This is a genomic window from Nostoc sp., from assembly GCF_036917535.1.
Classification (GTDB): Bacteria; Cyanobacteriota; Cyanobacteriia; order Cyanobacteriales; family Nostocaceae; genus Nostoc.
The window spans coordinates 97,761-113,509 of record NZ_JBALDA010000005.1 but is presented as its reverse complement, the minus strand read 5'-3'; the positions used below and the strand labels follow the sequence as shown (position 1 = coordinate 113,509).

The window sequence follows — 15,749 nt, the reverse complement described above, 5'->3', positions numbered from 1 at the left end:
TGAAACCGGATTTTTTACTAGAATCGGGATCAGCCTTTGCGCTGCCTATATTCTCTAGGAGTCATGCCAAATTGCCGTTTAAACAGGTAGCCAAAATGACTTGTGCTTTCATAACCTACTTGAGAAGCAATTTCTGCAATCGTTAAATTAGTGCCGAGTAATAACTGTTGTGCTTGTTCTAGCCGTAAGGATTGCACATATCCACACACCGTAGTGCCAAAAATTTCTCGAAATCCTCGCTTGAGCTTAAAGTCATTGAGTCCGATTAGCATGGCTAAATTTAGTAGAGAAGGTGGATGCTGGAGCCTTTGATTGAGAATCGCTTTAGCATGATGTAAACGTTCAATTTCATCAGGACGAAAATATAGCGATCGCTCCAATAAAAGATTATTTTCCCCCCACTGAGCAATCTGAAGCGTCAGTAGTTCCAAAACTTTTGCTTCTAAATACATTTGTCTGAGTGTTTCTCGGAACGGACACTGCAATATTTGCCTAAGCACTAACCGCATTGCAGGCGTGATCGCTCCTAATGGTTGATGGAAACGCTCCTTTGTCGGATTTTCGATCAACTGCACCAGCATAGTTGGTAATTCATTAAAGCAACCCTGGAAACTAGAAAGTAAATCAGGATACCAATAAATACTGATACACTGCTTGTGTTGATTGGCAGTAAAATGCTCAAACTCCCGAATATTAGGCAAATAAAATAAGTAGTTATAGCCTGCAACTTCTTCATAATCGTCGCTGACTCCAGGTACATTTGGCGTAGTGGTTCTCATCCCACCAGACAGCAAAAATTTTGATGTTAGAAAAGGCGAATCATCGTGTTCACCCTCAACAATTACTGTTTCAGAAAAATCGCTTTGTTGAATTACTAACTCAAGGTTATGGCGCAGCATAGTCCAGTGACTGCTGCCTTGACCAAACCAGGTAGAAAATTTTACTTTTCCCTGATAGTGATTAAGCTGTATATCATCACATAATTCATTAAAGTTTGTCTCGGTCAAACGAATAGTCATGATCATACTCTCAATTGCTTGTTGAGAATAGTATCTATTAGGAGGTGAAGCGATGTCTAGGACAAGCCCTTTGGGTGACGCTCGTTCCTCGCTAACGGGAGTTTGCAAGACGCTCTACCCCTACGGGGAAGCAAGCTAGGCGTAGCGTGTCGCCTTGCGACTCAGCTATGCCGTTGGCGTTCGCGTTAGCGTCTCCAAAGGAGAAGGCTTTATGCTGCGCTAACGACGGGAACCGCCAGATGCTCGCGGACTCGCTAACGCTGCGCTATCGCTTTTAGCGTCTCCCCTTGGGAGAAGACTACGACTTTCTCACCGCTAAGAGCGTTTACGCAACTGAAAATATTGTGTAGTGGGTATAAACGCAAAAAAATATGTTCGGGGCTAAAAATTTACCCTAGTACTGGGTAGTTAATTGCATTTAACAATACAGATTACTAAATGTGTAAGCAAGACCGACCACAGCCATCGCTCCTTTAAGATGGACAGGAAGCGTTCTTGGAAAAAACTTTGCGATCGTACTAAAACGGGACTTATGCACAGGTAACGGAAAAACAAACCACAAAGTACACAGAGGACACCGAGTAATGAGGGGTTGAGAGGTTTTTTGCGTAAGTCCTATAAAATTCAAATCAAATCCGCTGTCATTACTAAATCTATAATTCTGCAACGGCAAGTTGACCTGGAAAATGTCAAAATTAAATGAGTTTTGCACTAGGCGCGTTTGGGTTGATGCAACTTCTTGTAGAGAAGAGAAGCTCTTTTGTCACCAAACGACATTTAATTAGCGCAGATTTGAGATAACTAAGTTGGAATTTATGGGCAAGCAACGTGTTCTTTCTGGAGTTCAACCAACCGGCAATTACCATCTAGGTAACTACTTGGGAGCCATTCGCAACTGGGTAGAAGGTCAGAGCGAATACGAAAATTACCTTTTTGTGGCTGATTTGCACGCGATTACAGTGCCACACGACCCAAAACAGTTGGCAGCTGATACCTACACTCTTGCTGCTCTTTATTTAGCTTGTGGTCTTGATTTAAATCACTCTACTATCTTTGTACAATCTCATGTTTCAGCCCACAGTGAACTCACCTGGTTGCTCAACTGCATTACACCTTTAAACTGGCTGCAAGATATGATCCAGTTTAAGGAAAAGGCACTCAAGCAGGGAGAAAATGTGAGTGCGGGCTTGTTGGATTACCCTGTGCTGATGGCATCTGATATTTTGCTTTACCAAGCGGATAAAGTGCCAGTGGGTGAAGACCAAAAGCAACATTTGGAATTGACACGGGATATTGCAGCTCGATTAAATCACCAATTTGGTAGACCAGAACAGCCAGTTTTAAAGTTACCAGACCCTTTGATTCGCAAGGAAGGAGCAAGGGTGATGAGTTTGGCGGACGGTACACGCAAAATGTCGAAGTCCGATCCTTCTGAGTTAAGCCGGATAAGTTTGCTAGATTCACCGGAACAGATTCAATACAAGATTAAGCGTTGTAAAACCGATCCGATTCGTGGGCTGACTTTTGACGATCCAGCGCGCCCAGAGTGTAATAATTTGTTAACATTGTATACATTGCTTTCTGGGAAGAGAAAGGAAGATGTCGCAGTTGAGTGTCAGGATATGGGCTGGGGACAATTCAAGCCATTGTTGACAGACACAATTATTGAGTCTCTCAAACCAATTCAAGAAAAATATCACTCGATAACGGCAGATAAAAGCTATTTGGAGTCTGTGTTGCGAGATGGAGGAGAAAAAGCTAGAGCGATCGCAAATCAAACCTTATCACAAGTCAAAACGGCTTTAGGCTACTCTCTTCCTCTATAAGTTTTCACCTTTAAGTGTGATTTGTTATACCATTTAATAAGTTGAAACCTTAATGTTATGCATCACACCCACAGCCCCACAGCCTTTGATGACTTTCGCAGAGCTGTCCAAGCAGGTGAATTTCTAGTTACGGCCGAAGTAGCACCACCGAAAGGGGGAGATCCAGCGCACATGATTCAAATGGCGGCGACTCTTAAGGGGAGAGTTCATGCCGTCAATGTTACTGATGGTAGCCGCGCCGTGTTACGGATGTCTTCATTAATGGCGTCGGTGATTTTGTCACACAATGGTATAGAGCCGATTTGTCAAATTGCTTGCCGCGATCGCAATCGTATCGGTTTACAAGCTGATTTGATGGGCGCTCATGCTTTAGGTATCCGTAATATTTTAGCTTTAACTGGCGACCCAGTAAAAGCAGGCGATCATCCAGATGCTAAAGCAGTGTTTGACTTAGAAGGTGTGCGACTGCTGCAACTGATTCGGAAGATGAATCAAGGCGTTGATTGCAATGAAAAACCCTTGACTGATGGAGCCTTAGATTTATTTGTTGGTGCAGCAGTAGATCCGCAATGTAAAAGTTGGTCGGGTTTGCAAAGTCGATTTGAACGCAAAATTGAAGCTGGAGCGCAGTTTTTTCAAAGTCAGTTGATTACTGATTTTGAGCGGCTAGAAAAGTTTATGGACACAATCGCCGCTGGTTATAAAAAACCAATTTTAGCAGGAATATTTCTGTTGAAATCAGCAAAAAATGCCCAGTTTATTAATAGATGTGTTCCGGGTGTAGAAATTCCCCAACATATTATTGATAGATTAGCAAAAGCCAAAGACCCTTATAAGGAAGGGATAAAAATTGCTGCCGAACAAGTGCAGATAGCGCGGCAATTATGTCAAGGTGTTCACATGATGGCGGTGAAGCGTGAAGATGCGATCGCGCCAATTTTAGATTTGGCTGGGATTGCTCCAGTTAATCAGTTGGTATCCAAGTAAAGAAGATAATTAATTTTTTATGAAAGCAGATGGCTGTTCCCATCTGCTTTTTTATGGTGAAACAGATACATCCACACTATTTTTGATAGATTTTCAATATTCAATTTTCGCTTGACTCTAAATCCAGGTGCTTGCGCCGCTGGTTTTTATACTCTCGAATATACGTATTTCGGTATATATAAGGGTTGGGGAAATCAATCAAATAGGAATGACTATTAAAACATTAGTATCCATGAAATAGCAGCCTTGCTCTGAGACAAACTATTAAAAATTGCTACAGGATAAACAATATAGCAATTTGTGGTAAAACAATTAGAGCCTTCAAAAGCAATAAGCTCAAACACAATGACAATACTGCCGCAATGTAACTATTCACATCCCAAGCAGAAACTAGATAGATTTTTGCGTCAACCATTTCAAAAAACTTTCTGGGGAATTGTTTGTTTAATAGTTCTATTTAGTGTTAGTTTGGTATCCGTAAACGCAGTACAACCATTACGTAAGCCTCCCCTGTGGCAAGTTTATCAGCAGTCACTTAAGTCAGCCAAATATGTTGACTTGACTCATGCGATCGCTCCGGCAATTCCTGTATGGTCAGGTTTTGGTTCATCCAAGTTTATGCCTACCATCAACCCAAAAACAGGTGAGCCATACACTTACCAAAAGGATGGGGTTGAAGCAACTCATTACGATTTATCCACCGATCAGCTAGGAACCCAACTAGATCCACCTGCTCACTGGAACCCTGACTATCCAGCTATCGATGAGTTGCCAGCGACCTTTGCTGTTCGTCCTCTAGTAATAATTCCAATTCAGGATAAAGTTGCCAAAGACCCCAATTACCATATGAGTGTCAAAGATATTCAGGATTGGGAACGCAAACATGGCAGGATTCCCCAAGGCTCAGTTGTGTTTGTTCGCTCTGACTGGTCTAAAGAATGGCCAAACCCTGAACTAGCTACAAGAACTAAGTTTCCTGGGGTGAAGCTAGAAGCTTTACAGTTTCTGCACCTTGAGCGCAAAATTCTTTTTCACGGACATGAACCCCTTGATACAGACAGCACCCCAAAATTTGAAGGAGAAGCTTGGCTGTTAAGAAATGGATATACCCAAGCAGAGGGTGTTGCAAATCTAGATCAGGTGCCAGAAACAGGCGCATTGGTCACTATTGGGTATCCCAAATTCAAAGGTGGTTTGGGAGGTTATGCACGTTACATTGCTATCTGTCCGCCAGACTGGAAATACGGCATTTCAGTAGGTCAAAAGCAAGAGTCTCCCCTGCAAAAAGCAGATAAACCCCTGCACTGGGATACAAAATTAGGTGTACGGATACGGTAAGAGGAAGCAATAACTGAATTACTTCCTCTCTACGAGACGCTACTTGTGGTTGTTTGATTAAAAAACGTACTAGAAAACACATAGTAAATGTGCGTAGGCGTAGCCATCGTAGATAGCGCCTCTTTTATATTTAGTTTCACTAAACCAGAAGCATCGCACTTCAAAAATTGGGTTACATCTTACCGTGTTGCAGCACTTGTTGTAGATGTTGACGAATCTCTTGTGCGTGTTCAATATCAGATTGCCGCAATTTTTGGAACAACTCTACACAAGGTTGAGAACCTACTTTTTCTGCATCTTTGATGTAGGTATCGTAAGCTTTAACGGCTTCAGCCTTGTTGTGCAAAACGGTGACAAAATCATATTCCAAGTCGCTAATCGCTGTTTGAGATTGTCCGTTACCTGTATTTGTAACCATTGCTTGAACCTCTTTTAAAATTTCTAACTAACGTTATACTCACCCTTAAAAAGCGATTCATCTTCCAAAAAGAGTATATTTCAATACGTCGTAAGTACCTTGCAAAAATAACTTCCTGATATAGTCTCATACAAAAGAGTGGGGAGTGGAAAAAAAGTATTTTCCCCACTCCCCAGTACAGAAGCGAATAATCGCGTCTCTCCCACTCCCCATTTTCATAACAATTTATCCCAGCGGTTGATTCTCATCACATTGACGTGAATACTGGAATTCCAACTCGTTTTGCCGTTCCCTATCTCCTTTATAGACAATCGGACAAAGCTTAGTGTTAGCGCTCATACAATCCATGTGCGGCGTTTTAGCACAGACTACGAGTAGTCCACCCAGAACAAACAACAAACCACAAATTGCAAGTGTATTAATCCAAGGAATTTCCAACGCTCCGTGAACTACTACTTCTCGCAGTAGAGATACAATTGTTACCTCAACTGCTACTCCCACAGAAATACTATGTTCTTGCAAGTACACCATTAATAGTCGAAACAACTCGACTAAAATCAACACAAATAGTATTTTTGCAGTCATATGTTTATAGTCTAGTGGCTGCGTGAGGGCGATCGCTATTCCCCACAATTGGATTAGCATGACGGCAAACAAACTCAAACACAAAACAATCACAATTAAGTCTTGAAAGGCTTCCATATTGCGAACAATTGAGTGCCGATCAAGCCAGCGATCGCTAAATAAAAATCGACTTTTCTGGCGCTTTTGCATGTACATTTTTCCAATTGGGACTAGTTCAGACAACACCAGCGAGTCAACCCAATAGTTTTATCTTAAGCAATATTAAGTTTTTGCGCCTCAGCGAGGTTGGTAATTTAAATTTTGTGCCTGTTGCAACAATTTCTCGGCATTTTTCGCCCACTGAGGATTCTTCTGAGCATTATATAAATCTCTAGCAAATTGCAATACTTGTACTGCATCGCCATATTGCTGTAACTGGATGAAAACTAACCCTGCACCATAATATGCGTTGGGATAGTTAGAGTTAGCTTCGGCTGATTTTCTAAAAGCCTCTAATGCTTCTTGTAATTTACTTTGTTGAAAAAAGATTGAGCCGAGATTGTAGAAAGCTTCTGGATACTTGGGATTAATTTTTAATGCCTGATAAAATGCACTTCTTGCTTGCTCAAGTTTACCTTGTTGGAGATAACACATTCCTATATGATAAGGAGGTTCTGGTGCATTTTTGCTATATTCTACAGCTTTTTTAAAAGATGCGATCGCTCGTTCACAATCTCGTTGCTGTTCTCGTACTAACCCCAAGTTATAGTGGGCAAATCCTAGCTTGGGATCGAGTTCTAAGGCGTGTTGTAAATAATCGTTAGCTAACTTGAAATTATTGCCTTCTAACAACGCTCCGCCTAAATTAGCAAAAGCCGGAGCAAATTTCGGATCGGCTTGCGTCGCTCGATAAAATGCATCCGCAGATGGTTGTAATTGTCCGGTTTGTCGGAGTGCTAGCCCTAGATTATAGTGTGCTGGTGCTAATGTCGGATCTAATTTAGCTGCTTGTTTAAAGGCGGCGATCGCATCTTGTACCTTTCCCGCCTGAATTGCTCGTAAGCCTTGGTTTAACCAGTCTACGGCAGTTTTAGGGTTAGATTGTGCCAACTTGGAGGCCACAGAAGAAGATAGAGCAAGAGAGGGGGAAGAAATACTCATAACCAGCAAAGTCAAACTTACTAACCCTGCTATGCGATATTTAAAGAATGATAATCTCATTGATTTTCTGACTCGCAACACTTTCAGTTAAATTTACTTCATCAAAAGTTTTTTACAAAAGTTTTTGATTTGGGATAAAAATTTGTGATACTTAATTTTTCTTAAGTTAAATCTTACGACAGGCTACAATTTTTTTAACTTTGGATTAAAGGGAGGATAATAACGAATTAAAGAAGGGGTAATTTTGACTCCAGAGAACCATTTTTTTATCCCTTGATACATACAGAATCATGCGGTTATGAATGAATTACCGCAAGGGAGGTTTTTATGAACGAAAAAGTAAAATCGGGTTCGCGGAACGTTGCAATTGTTGGGCCTTATTTAAGTGGAAAAACCACTTTACTAGAAAGCTTGTTATTTGTCACAGGGGCAATTTCCCGCAAAGGCAATGTTAAGGACAGCAATACAGTGGGAGATAGTGCTGCTGAGTCGCGCGATCGCCAGATGAGTGTAGAAGTCAGCGCTGCTAGCACTGAGTATAACGGCATTCGCTTCACTTTTATTGACTGTCCTGGAAGTATAGAATTTGCTCAAGAAACCTACAATGCTTTAATCGGAGTGGATGCAGCAATTGTAGTTTGCGAACCCATCCGCGAACGAGTCCTCACCCTTGCCCCTTTATTTAAATTCCTGGACGATTGGGAAATTCCCCACCTCGTCTTCGTCAACAAAATGGATCGGGCAAATATTCACGTCCTAGAAACGTTGGACGCCTTGAAAGCAGTATCTAGCCGTCCCCTGGTAGCGCATCAATATCCGATTATGAACGGGGAACAACTCACTGGCTTTATCGATATGGTGAGCGAACAGGCATATAAATATCATCCAGGCGCACCTGCTGACCCCATTCCCTTCCCCGAAAGTTTAAAAGAAGAAGAACATACAGCACGGGCAGAAATGCTCGAAGCCTTAGCAAATTTTGACGACCATTTACTCGAAGAACTTTTAGAAGACATCGAACCATCCCAAGAAGAAATCCTTAAAGATTTAAAAATGGAATTAGGGGCAGATTTGGTAGTGCCCGTTTTCTTTGGTGTGGCAGAACAAGATTATGGTGTTAGACCTTTATTAGAAGCCTTGTTACGAGAAGCGCCCGAACCAGAAACCACAGCAGAACGTCGTTTAAAAAACTTAAAAGGTGATACAGCTTTAGCACAGGTATTAAAAACTTACTACACTCCCCAAGGTGGCAAACTTTCTCTCGTGCGTGTTTGGCGTGGCAAATTAACTGATGGTATTGTCCTCAATGGCATTCGCACTGGTGGAATTTACCACCTCATGGGACAACACCAGCAACTCGTTAACCAAGTTAGTGCTGGTGAAATTGTTGCATTGAGCCGTTTAGAAGGAATCAAGACAGGCGATACAATCTCTATAGAACAGCAGTCGGCAATCAAATTACCCAAAGCTGTAGAGTTGGAACCAGTGTATGCTCTGGCTATTACACCAGAAAAGCGCAACGATGAAGTTAAACTCAGCAGTGCCATTACCAAGTTATTAGAAGAAGATTGCTCACTTGCTTGGGAACAACACGGCGATACCCACGAAGTTATCTTGTGGGGTCAAGGCGAGATTCATTTACAAGTCGCCCTAGAAAGACTTCGCCGTAAATATAACTTGCCGATGACAACCCACTTGCCCCAAGTGCCTTACAAAGAAACCATCCGTAAAACGGTAGCTTCAGTTCATGGACGCTACAAACATCAAAGCGGTGGGCACGGACAATTTGGTGACGTTTTTCTCGAAATCAAGCCCCTACCACGTGGTACAGGTTTTAACTTTAATGAAACAATTGTCGGTGGCGTGGTTCCGAAACAGTACATTCCTGGCGTAGAAATGGGCGTGCGGGAATTTTTGACACATGGGCCTTTGGGCTTCCCAATAGTTGATGTGGCGGTAACTCTGACTAATGGTTCGTATCATAACGTTGACAGTTCTGAACAAGCTTTTAAGCAAGCTGCCCGATTGGCAATGCAAACGGGGATACCCCAAGCAGAACCTACCTTGTTAGAACCGATTTTGCGGGTAGAAGTGACAACACCGAGCGAATTTACCTCCAAAGTGCTGCAACTGTTGAGTGGTAGACGAGGGCAAATTTTAGGCTATGAGGGAAAAAACGATTGGCAAGGCTGGGATAATGTCTGTGCATACTTGCCACAAGCAGAGATGCAGAATTTTATTGTAGAGCTGCGATCGCTCACTCTCGGCGTTGGTTCCTTCCACTGGGAATATGACCATCTCCAGGAAGTGCCAGAAAAGCTTGCTGAACGTGTCATTCACAGCAATGGCAATGGTGCTAACGGCAACGGCAAGTAATACCAATTTGAAAAAATAATGCGACAAATAGACCATTTGTAGAGACGCGATTCATCGCGTCTTTACCCAAAGATGTGTTGCAATCATTAATTGAATTGGTATAATTTTCGATTTTGAATTAATTGCAGAGTAGCGTAGGCTTTGCCCGCCGCAGGCATCGCTCCAAAGCTAAGATTCCTAACTTCTGAGAAAAGTCGGGAATCTTTTTAATCTGTAAAAAGATTTGTAAATCTCTAACTTGTGTGAAATGGTATGAGTTTTATAAAAGCGTTTGGGAATTATGTGATTAAGCATATTCGTCTTGACTACATAGAAAAAACTCATGGGCTTTATAGTCTCTCTTGTAACTAGCCTAATTGCAATTCTCGTTTATCTCAATACAGGTAGGATATCTGATGAAAAGTCACGTTTAGCAATACGCGCAATTATGATATTGATTGGTAGTGTTGCAGTACTGAATTCTTTTTCTCGGCTTTTGGTGATTGTCCCACCTGGTAATGTCGGTGTCGTCAATTTCTTTGGTGAGGTTTCTGAAACTACTCTTAATCCTGGTGTTCACTTGCTTAACCCCTTTAGTAAGGTGCTGAATTTTTCTACTCGCCTTAAGGATATAAAAGAAAATGTAGATGCAACATCCCAAGAAGGTTTGAGTCTAAATCTTGATGTCAGTCTTCAGTACAAGCTTGATCCGCAAAAGGCAGCTACAGTATATAAAACAATTGGAACTGATGAAACACAACTGGTGATTTCTAGATTCCGCTCCACTGTCCGCGCCATCACGGCAAATTACCCAGCCAATGCTATTTACTCTACTAAACGCCAAGAAATCGCCCAAAAAATTGACCAACAACTCACCCAAGAGATACCAGCTTTGGGTTTCATCGTTGAGGAAGCTCTTTTACGAAACATCAAAATGCCTGATACTCTACAAGCTGCAATTCAAAACAAACTCAAGACAGAGCAAGAAAATCAGCAGATGAAATTTGTTTTAGAGAAAGAGCGTCAAGAGGCAGAAAGAAAACTGATTGAAGCGCGAGGTATAGCTGATTCCCAAAAAATTCTCTCTGGTGGACTTAGCAACCAAGTGCTGCAATTACGAGCGATTGAAGCCACAGAAAAGCTAGCTCAATCTAATAATTCTAAGCTGGTAATTATTGGTTCTGAAAAAGGCGCAGTCCCTATTATGATCCAGCCATAAACAGGAACCTCAAAGCCCTAAAATTTTCTGATCGGGTAAATGGCTTGACAGAATTTTAATTGTATGAAAAATACATTATACATTATTTGCTACGTTCACTCTTGGCGTTGGTTCTTTCCACCGAGAATATGACCATCTCTAATAGTGCCGAAAAAGCTTGCTGAACGAGTTATTCATAGAAAGGGCAGGTAATTTTGGATTTATTTAAAATCAAAGCCCTGTACTTAAAGGTGCAGAGCTTTTTGTTAATTAATATTTAATAGGTTTTGGACGTGCTGTTGAAACGTTAATCCTTCTGTATTCCACCGTTCTTGGAATCCTTGTATATTTTCCAACTTTATTGCTTTTCCATTGGGAGGGAAATTAATATCATAACCAAATACTGTATTCTTATCTGGAGGATGATCCCAATTATTTGTCATCCAAACTACTTGGACAATCCGATAAATATTAAATTCATCTCCAGCATTTTCGTCAGGATAAAGTTGATTGTTCAGCATTTGAACAATGTGGGTTACTTTGCTACGTTGTCTTAAAATTATCAGTTCACCTTCTTGTGGGGTCTTGGCATTTATTTCGTCTTTATTTTCTAAATTTCTCCAATGTAAAGCAAAAATCTTTAAGTCTGGATATATGGTAGGTAAGCTGTGATAAGCCCAATGTTCACCATCTATAGGTTTTACGTTTTTAGTCCAAATTAATCCATTTAAATCCATAATTATTTTTCAATCTTGTTCTAATAGAGAAGCTGTAGTTATAGTCTTCCCTGAAACATAGCTCAACTAACAGCACTTGCTTTTTGCATCTCTCATTAAAAGTTTGGTAATGCAACATTATTCCTTGGTACGATAGTCTAAATTGGCTTTTGCAAGCTTCAACCTAAAATTTCAATGGTAAGTAATGGTAACACTTCAATTACGACAATTAAGTGTTCCGCCGGGACATAGAGTAATACTCCACGATGTTAGCTGGCAAGAATTTGAGGCAATTTTAGAAGAACTTGGCGACCATCGAGCCACTCGATTGGCTTACAGCCAGGGAACTTTGGAGATAAGAATGCCATTACTAAAGCATGAAAAAGCCAAAGTCATCATTGGGGATTTGGTGAAAATTCTGCTGGAGGAGTTAGAGATTGACTGTGAAACATTTGGCTCAACCACTTTCAAACGTGAAGATATGGCTTTTAGTGTAGAGCCTGATGACTCTTTCTACATTCAAAATCATGCTCAAATGATTGGTAAAGAGCGAATAGACTTGAGAGTTGACCCGCCACCTGACCTTGCAATTGAAGTTGATGTTACTTCCAAAACTCAATTGGATGCTTACGAAGCATTGCGAGTTTCTGAACTGTGGCGATATGAAAATGGCAAGCTACAAATTAATATTCTTCAGGATGACAAATACATTGAGTCTGAAATTAGTTCTACTTTTCCCAACTTGCCCATTGTTGAAGTAATTCCCCAGTTTGTCGAACAAAGCCGAACTTTAGGTAGAAGTCCAACGCTTAGAGCATTTCGTCAATGGGTAAGAAAGCAAATCAACCCAACTTAATGTAACCCTTGCTCTTTTAACAACTCATCTGCCCAAGCTGAATCAATTTCTCCAAGGGGCGGAACTGCGTCACGAGTGTAGTCTATAGCCAAATCAAATCCAGCGCGATCATAAACGCCATGTATTAATGCTTGCAAGTCTACTAATGGTTCTGTATCGCCTCTATGTATGGGTAACAAAAAAGCTGGAATCTGCTCTTGCAAACCAAAGAGATATAATTCTGCTTTGGGGCGAGATTCACTGCGACTTACCAAAATGCGATAGTCTGATTTAATTTGACTACCCAAGATTGGCATGGGTTCGCCACCACGCAGCAAGTCTATTTCTAAAAGATGAGTGAAGCTACCTAATACTTGCTGACGTTTACTTTCGTATGCCTTTTTTCCTTCCCCAGTCCGCTTATTTTTTGGTGATAGAATCTCAATCACTGTTACAACTTCTCCTGTTCCCACTTCCCGAACTTCTAGGTATCCTTCTCGCACTTCCTCTAGAATGGGAACGTTGACAGTTATCGGTTTTTTAGGCGGTGCGGCTACTGCAATATTAGACGGATCTTTTTCTGTGTTTGTTAAAGAACGTCCTACAACAACATCAGGAATCCCAACTAAAATAGAATTTTCATCTGTCATTTGATATACCCGTTTCTCAACCGCCACTCGATATTTCGGTCGCAGTTGAGGAGCAATTGCATCTGCGATCGCAATAATTAATCGACTGTTAACTTCCGGCCACAGTTCAGGATTTTCTAGGTAGGGGTTCATCCCTGGAAATGGTGAAGGCATAAGCTTGGCAAGACTAAATTCTTAATGCTGATCTTAGCAATCTGGTTTGTGAGCGCGAAGATGTTTCAATAAATGAGCGTTGTCATACTTAATAGTATTTTTATCTGCAACAGAAGACTCTACGAAAAAAAAAGGAGCCTAACTTAGGCTCCTTAATAAAAAACTAGTAATAGAATTATCACTACTTAACAGTCACCTTACCACCAGCTTCTTCGATGCGCTTCTTGGCATCTTCAGCAGCATCCTTAGTAACACCTTCTTTAACTGCCTTGGGCGCAGCTTCCACCAAATCTTTAGCTTCTTTGAGACCCAAACCGGTCAATTCTCGGACTATCTTCAGTACGGCAATCTTCTTATCAGCTGGGACTGATTCAAGAACCACTTCAAACTCAGTTTGCTCAACAGCTTCTTCAGCCGGAGCAGCAGCACCACCACCACCAGGCATCATCATCATGCCGCCAACGGGTGCAGCAGCACTCACGCCAAAAGCTTCTTCAATTTGCTTGACTAACTCAGAAGCTTCGATTAAAGACAGGCCTTTTAGTTGTTCTAAAATTTGATCGGTTGCAGCAGACATTGATATAACTCCTGTAATTTTGATTATTTATTTGTCATGGGTCATTGGTCTTTCACCTATAGACTTTTGACTTTCGACTGATGAACCACAAAGTCTATTCAGCAGCAGTTTCAGTGTTGCTATCTTGGACAGCAGCAGTTTCGGTACTTCCACCACTTTGCTCTTGGTCAGCCACAGCCTGCAAAGCACGAGCTAGCGAACCAGGAACTTCGTTGATACCCACAGCAATCTTGGTAGCCAAAGCGTTGATAGCCCCAGCAATTTGGGCAATGAGTTGTTCCTTAGATGGCAAGTCTCCTAGTACCTTGACATCAGGTTCTTTGAGTAGGCGACCTTCCAGTACACCACCGCGAAGTTCTGTCTTCTTGGTGACTTTCTGGAATTCTTGGTATGCCTTAATTGCCGATGAAAAATCTTCTTTTACCAGCAAAAAGGCGGAAGAACCATTGAGCAATTCCGACAAAGGCTGCCATTTTTCATCGTCTTTGATAGCAATGCCCATTAAGGTGTTCTTCGTCACCTTACAAACAGTGCCACTGGGACGTAACCGCCGCCGTAAGTCTGTGATTTCCGAAACTGTTAGTCCCTGATACTCAATTACCAGTGCCAGAGTTGACTCACTCAAAGTTTCTTTGAGGTCAGCGACTATTTCTTTTTTATTTTCTAGTGTTCTACCCATTCCAATCTCACCTCCTTAAAACAATCGGGAAAGTGCCCTAGTTGTGTGTTTTTTCTCAATTTGAGCCTAAACAACAAACCCCAGCTAATATAGCCAGGGTTGAGTAGTAAGACTCTTGACGCCATAGTTATCACACCTTTATGGGTGGTAATTCTGACAATTAGAGTTTTAACCTCGGCAGGATATTAAGCTGTTAGCACCTGCTGTCTCCGGCTTTGTCTATTTAATTTAAAGTTAGGAGTTAGGAGTGAGGAGTTAAAAATAAAACTTATAACTCATAACTCTTAATTCCTAACTCATAACTCCTAACTCCTAACCCTTATTAACCTGCTTGGCTCAGTTTCAAATCTCTTAGGGCATTAATATCAACTTTAATTGATGGGCCCATAGTGGCTGCCACATAAAATGTGCGCCAATAACGACCTTTAGCTCCTGAAGGACGATTACGATCAATTGTCTCCTGCAATGCCTTCAGGTTAACTAACAAATCTTCGGGCGAGAAGGTTGTCTTACCAAACATAACATGGACAATACCAGTTCGATCAGCCCGGAATTCTAATTTACCTGCTTTGAATTCTGCGATCGCACCTGCTAAGTCAAATGTTACGGTTCCACCTTTGGGCGATGGCATCAAACCACGCGGTCCAAGCAACTTACCCAGCTTTGCCACCTGTGGCATCACATCGGGTGTGGCAATCAGCTTGTCAAAATCTAATCTACCTTTCTGGATTTCGTCAATCAGTTCTTCTGACCCAACTAAATCAGCACCAGCACTGCTGGCTTCGTTTACCTTTTCGCCTCTGGCTATCACCGCTACCCGGACGATTTGTCCTGTACCTTTGGGTAGTGCTACCGTTGTCCGCAACTGTTGGTCTGTATACTTGGGGTCAATTCCCAACCTGATATGCGCTTCAGCGGCTTCGGTAAATTTAGCTGTTGCTGTGTCTTTGAGAAGGGCTAAAGCCTCTAGGGGATCATAGTCCTTATCTTCTACTTTTGCTTGCAGACCTTGCAAACGACGTGATATTTTTGCCATTTTGTTCTCCTGGGGTAATTCCGAAGCCTCGCCTCTCCCCCGATAATTTTATAGTTATTTGTCCTCTCTTACAAAGTTCTGTTCGCCTTTGGCGTTGCCGCAGGCATCGGAGGAAACCTCCGCTCAACGCCAGTTCGCCCAAGTCGGGAAACCCTTCCTGTGCGACTGGCTCGACTTTGCGCTTTGTCTTTTGTCTTTTGTTGATTTTTTACTAATGACTAATGACCAATGACCGAT

Annotated in this window: 15 protein-coding genes and 1 other annotated feature; of the genes, 6 read left to right on the top strand and 9 right to left on the bottom strand. The window is 41.7% G+C overall.

Annotated features, from left to right (window positions below):
* Positions 1–29: 29 nt before the first annotated feature.
* Complete coding sequence (locus V7K56_RS01415; RefSeq protein WP_334906886.1) at positions 30–1,019, bottom strand: helix-turn-helix transcriptional regulator; 990 nt, start codon at positions 1,017–1,019, stop codon at positions 30–32.
* A gap of 815 nt (positions 1,020–1,834) precedes the next feature.
* On the opposite strand from V7K56_RS01415, the gene trpS reads away from it, so the two are divergent.
* The 3 genes from trpS to V7K56_RS01400 all read left to right on the top strand — a co-directional run bounded on the left by trpS (position 1,835) and on the right by V7K56_RS01400 (position 5,170).
* Positions 1,835–2,845: a tryptophan--tRNA ligase gene (trpS, locus tag V7K56_RS01410; protein WP_334906884.1), complete on the top strand. Its 1,011-nt coding sequence runs from the start codon at positions 1,835–1,837 to the stop codon at positions 2,843–2,845.
* Positions 2,846–2,902: 57 nt separating this feature from the next.
* Positions 2,903–3,832 (top strand): methylenetetrahydrofolate reductase, encoded by a 930-nt coding sequence (locus V7K56_RS01405; protein ID WP_334906882.1) that lies wholly within the window; start codon positions 2,903–2,905, stop codon positions 3,830–3,832.
* Between the two features lie 345 nt (positions 3,833–4,177).
* The gene (locus tag V7K56_RS01400) at positions 4,178–5,170 is read left to right on the top strand and encodes a cyclase family protein (RefSeq protein ID WP_334906880.1); all 993 of its coding nucleotides are present in this window, start codon (positions 4,178–4,180) and stop codon (positions 5,168–5,170) included.
* Positions 5,171–5,342: 172 nt separating this feature from the next.
* Here the strand turns inward: V7K56_RS01400 and V7K56_RS01395 are convergent, their stop codons facing one another.
* The 3 genes from V7K56_RS01395 to V7K56_RS01385 all read right to left on the bottom strand — a co-directional run bounded on the left by V7K56_RS01395 (position 5,343) and on the right by V7K56_RS01385 (position 7,373).
* A complete protein-coding gene (locus V7K56_RS01395; protein WP_099101464.1) occupies positions 5,343–5,588 on the bottom strand; it encodes a hypothetical protein in 246 nt (81 codons plus the stop codon).
* A gap of 225 nt (positions 5,589–5,813) precedes the next feature.
* Positions 5,814–6,368 carry a phosphate-starvation-inducible PsiE family protein gene (locus tag V7K56_RS01390; protein ID WP_334906877.1) on the bottom strand — a complete coding sequence of 185 codons (555 nt, stop codon included), beginning with the start codon at positions 6,366–6,368 and terminating at the stop codon, positions 5,814–5,816.
* An 81-nt stretch (positions 6,369–6,449) separates the two neighbouring features.
* Positions 6,450–7,373 (bottom strand): tetratricopeptide repeat protein, encoded by a 924-nt coding sequence (locus V7K56_RS01385; RefSeq protein WP_334906875.1) that lies wholly within the window; start codon positions 7,371–7,373, stop codon positions 6,450–6,452.
* 267 nt (positions 7,374–7,640) lie between these two features.
* Here V7K56_RS01385 and V7K56_RS01380 point away from each other — a divergent pair, with 267 nt between their 5' ends.
* Entirely contained in the window at positions 7,641–9,689 is a 2,049-nt protein-coding gene (locus V7K56_RS01380; RefSeq protein ID WP_334906873.1) for an elongation factor G, read from the top strand.
* 322 nt (positions 9,690–10,011) lie between these two features.
* Positions 10,012–10,887: a prohibitin family protein gene (locus V7K56_RS01375; protein ID WP_334906871.1), complete on the top strand. Its 876-nt coding sequence runs from the start codon at positions 10,012–10,014 to the stop codon at positions 10,885–10,887.
* Between the two features lie 245 nt (positions 10,888–11,132).
* Here the strand turns inward: V7K56_RS01375 and V7K56_RS01370 are convergent, their stop codons facing one another.
* Positions 11,133–11,603 carry a hypothetical protein gene (locus V7K56_RS01370; protein WP_334906870.1) on the bottom strand — a complete coding sequence of 157 codons (471 nt, stop codon included), beginning with the start codon at positions 11,601–11,603 and terminating at the stop codon, positions 11,133–11,135.
* Between the two features lie 184 nt (positions 11,604–11,787).
* Here V7K56_RS01370 and V7K56_RS01365 point away from each other — a divergent pair, with 184 nt between their 5' ends.
* The gene (locus tag V7K56_RS01365; protein WP_334906868.1) at positions 11,788–12,438 is read left to right on the top strand and encodes a Uma2 family endonuclease; all 651 of its coding nucleotides are present in this window, start codon (positions 11,788–11,790) and stop codon (positions 12,436–12,438) included.
* Here V7K56_RS01365 and V7K56_RS01360 read toward each other — a convergent pair.
* The 4 genes from V7K56_RS01360 to rplA all read right to left on the bottom strand — a co-directional run bounded on the left by V7K56_RS01360 (position 12,435) and on the right by rplA (position 15,512).
* Complete coding sequence (locus V7K56_RS01360) at positions 12,435–13,220, bottom strand: DUF4058 family protein (RefSeq protein WP_334906866.1); 786 nt, start codon at positions 13,218–13,220, stop codon at positions 12,435–12,437. The genes V7K56_RS01365 and V7K56_RS01360 overlap by 4 nt on opposite strands.
* Before the next feature lie 181 nt (positions 13,221–13,401).
* Positions 13,402–13,797 (bottom strand): 50S ribosomal protein L7/L12, encoded by a 396-nt coding sequence (gene rplL / locus V7K56_RS01355; RefSeq protein ID WP_334906864.1) that lies wholly within the window; start codon positions 13,795–13,797, stop codon positions 13,402–13,404.
* A gap of 94 nt (positions 13,798–13,891) precedes the next feature.
* Positions 13,892–14,476, bottom strand: a complete 585-nt coding sequence (gene rplJ, locus V7K56_RS01350) for a 50S ribosomal protein L10 (RefSeq protein ID WP_334906862.1) — start codon at positions 14,474–14,476, stop codon at positions 13,892–13,894.
* A gap of 63 nt (positions 14,477–14,539) precedes the next feature.
* Positions 14,540–14,707: a sequence feature (ribosomal protein L10 leader region), on the bottom strand.
* Between the two features lie 91 nt (positions 14,708–14,798).
* Entirely contained in the window at positions 14,799–15,512 is a 714-nt protein-coding gene (gene rplA / locus V7K56_RS01345) for a 50S ribosomal protein L1 (protein WP_334906860.1), read from the bottom strand.
* Positions 15,513–15,749: the final 237 nt, after the last annotated feature.

Bases quoted from the DNA above. Each gene is read 5' to 3' on its own strand.
- V7K56_RS01365 (WP_334906868.1), top strand. From the start codon at position 11,788: ATGGTAACACTTCAATTACGACAATTAAGTGTTCCGCCGGGACATAGA.
- rplA (WP_334906860.1), bottom strand. From the start codon at position 15,512: ATGGCAAAAATATCACGTCGTTTGCAAGGTCTGCAAGCAAAAGTAGAA.
- V7K56_RS01360 (WP_334906866.1), bottom strand. From the start codon at position 13,220: ATGCCTTCACCATTTCCAGGGATGAACCCCTACCTAGAAAATCCTGAA.
- trpS (WP_334906884.1), top strand. From the start codon at position 1,835: ATGGGCAAGCAACGTGTTCTTTCTGGAGTTCAACCAACCGGCAATTAC.
- V7K56_RS01395 (WP_099101464.1), bottom strand. From the start codon at position 5,588: ATGGTTACAAATACAGGTAACGGACAATCTCAAACAGCGATTAGCGAC.
- V7K56_RS01370 (WP_334906870.1), bottom strand. From the start codon at position 11,603: ATGGATTTAAATGGATTAATTTGGACTAAAAACGTAAAACCTATAGAT.
- rplL (WP_334906864.1), bottom strand. From the start codon at position 13,797: ATGTCTGCTGCAACCGATCAAATTTTAGAACAACTAAAAGGCCTGTCT.
- V7K56_RS01385 (WP_334906875.1), bottom strand. From the start codon at position 7,373: ATGAGATTATCATTCTTTAAATATCGCATAGCAGGGTTAGTAAGTTTG.
- V7K56_RS01380 (WP_334906873.1), top strand. From the start codon at position 7,641: ATGAACGAAAAAGTAAAATCGGGTTCGCGGAACGTTGCAATTGTTGGG.
- V7K56_RS01400 (WP_334906880.1), top strand. From the start codon at position 4,178: ATGACAATACTGCCGCAATGTAACTATTCACATCCCAAGCAGAAACTA.
- V7K56_RS01375 (WP_334906871.1), top strand. From the start codon at position 10,012: ATGGGCTTTATAGTCTCTCTTGTAACTAGCCTAATTGCAATTCTCGTT.
- V7K56_RS01415 (WP_334906886.1), bottom strand. From the start codon at position 1,019: ATGACTATTCGTTTGACCGAGACAAACTTTAATGAATTATGTGATGAT.
- rplJ (WP_334906862.1), bottom strand. From the start codon at position 14,476: ATGGGTAGAACACTAGAAAATAAAAAAGAAATAGTCGCTGACCTCAAA.
- V7K56_RS01390 (WP_334906877.1), bottom strand. From the start codon at position 6,368: ATGTACATGCAAAAGCGCCAGAAAAGTCGATTTTTATTTAGCGATCGC.
- V7K56_RS01405 (WP_334906882.1), top strand. From the start codon at position 2,903: ATGCATCACACCCACAGCCCCACAGCCTTTGATGACTTTCGCAGAGCT.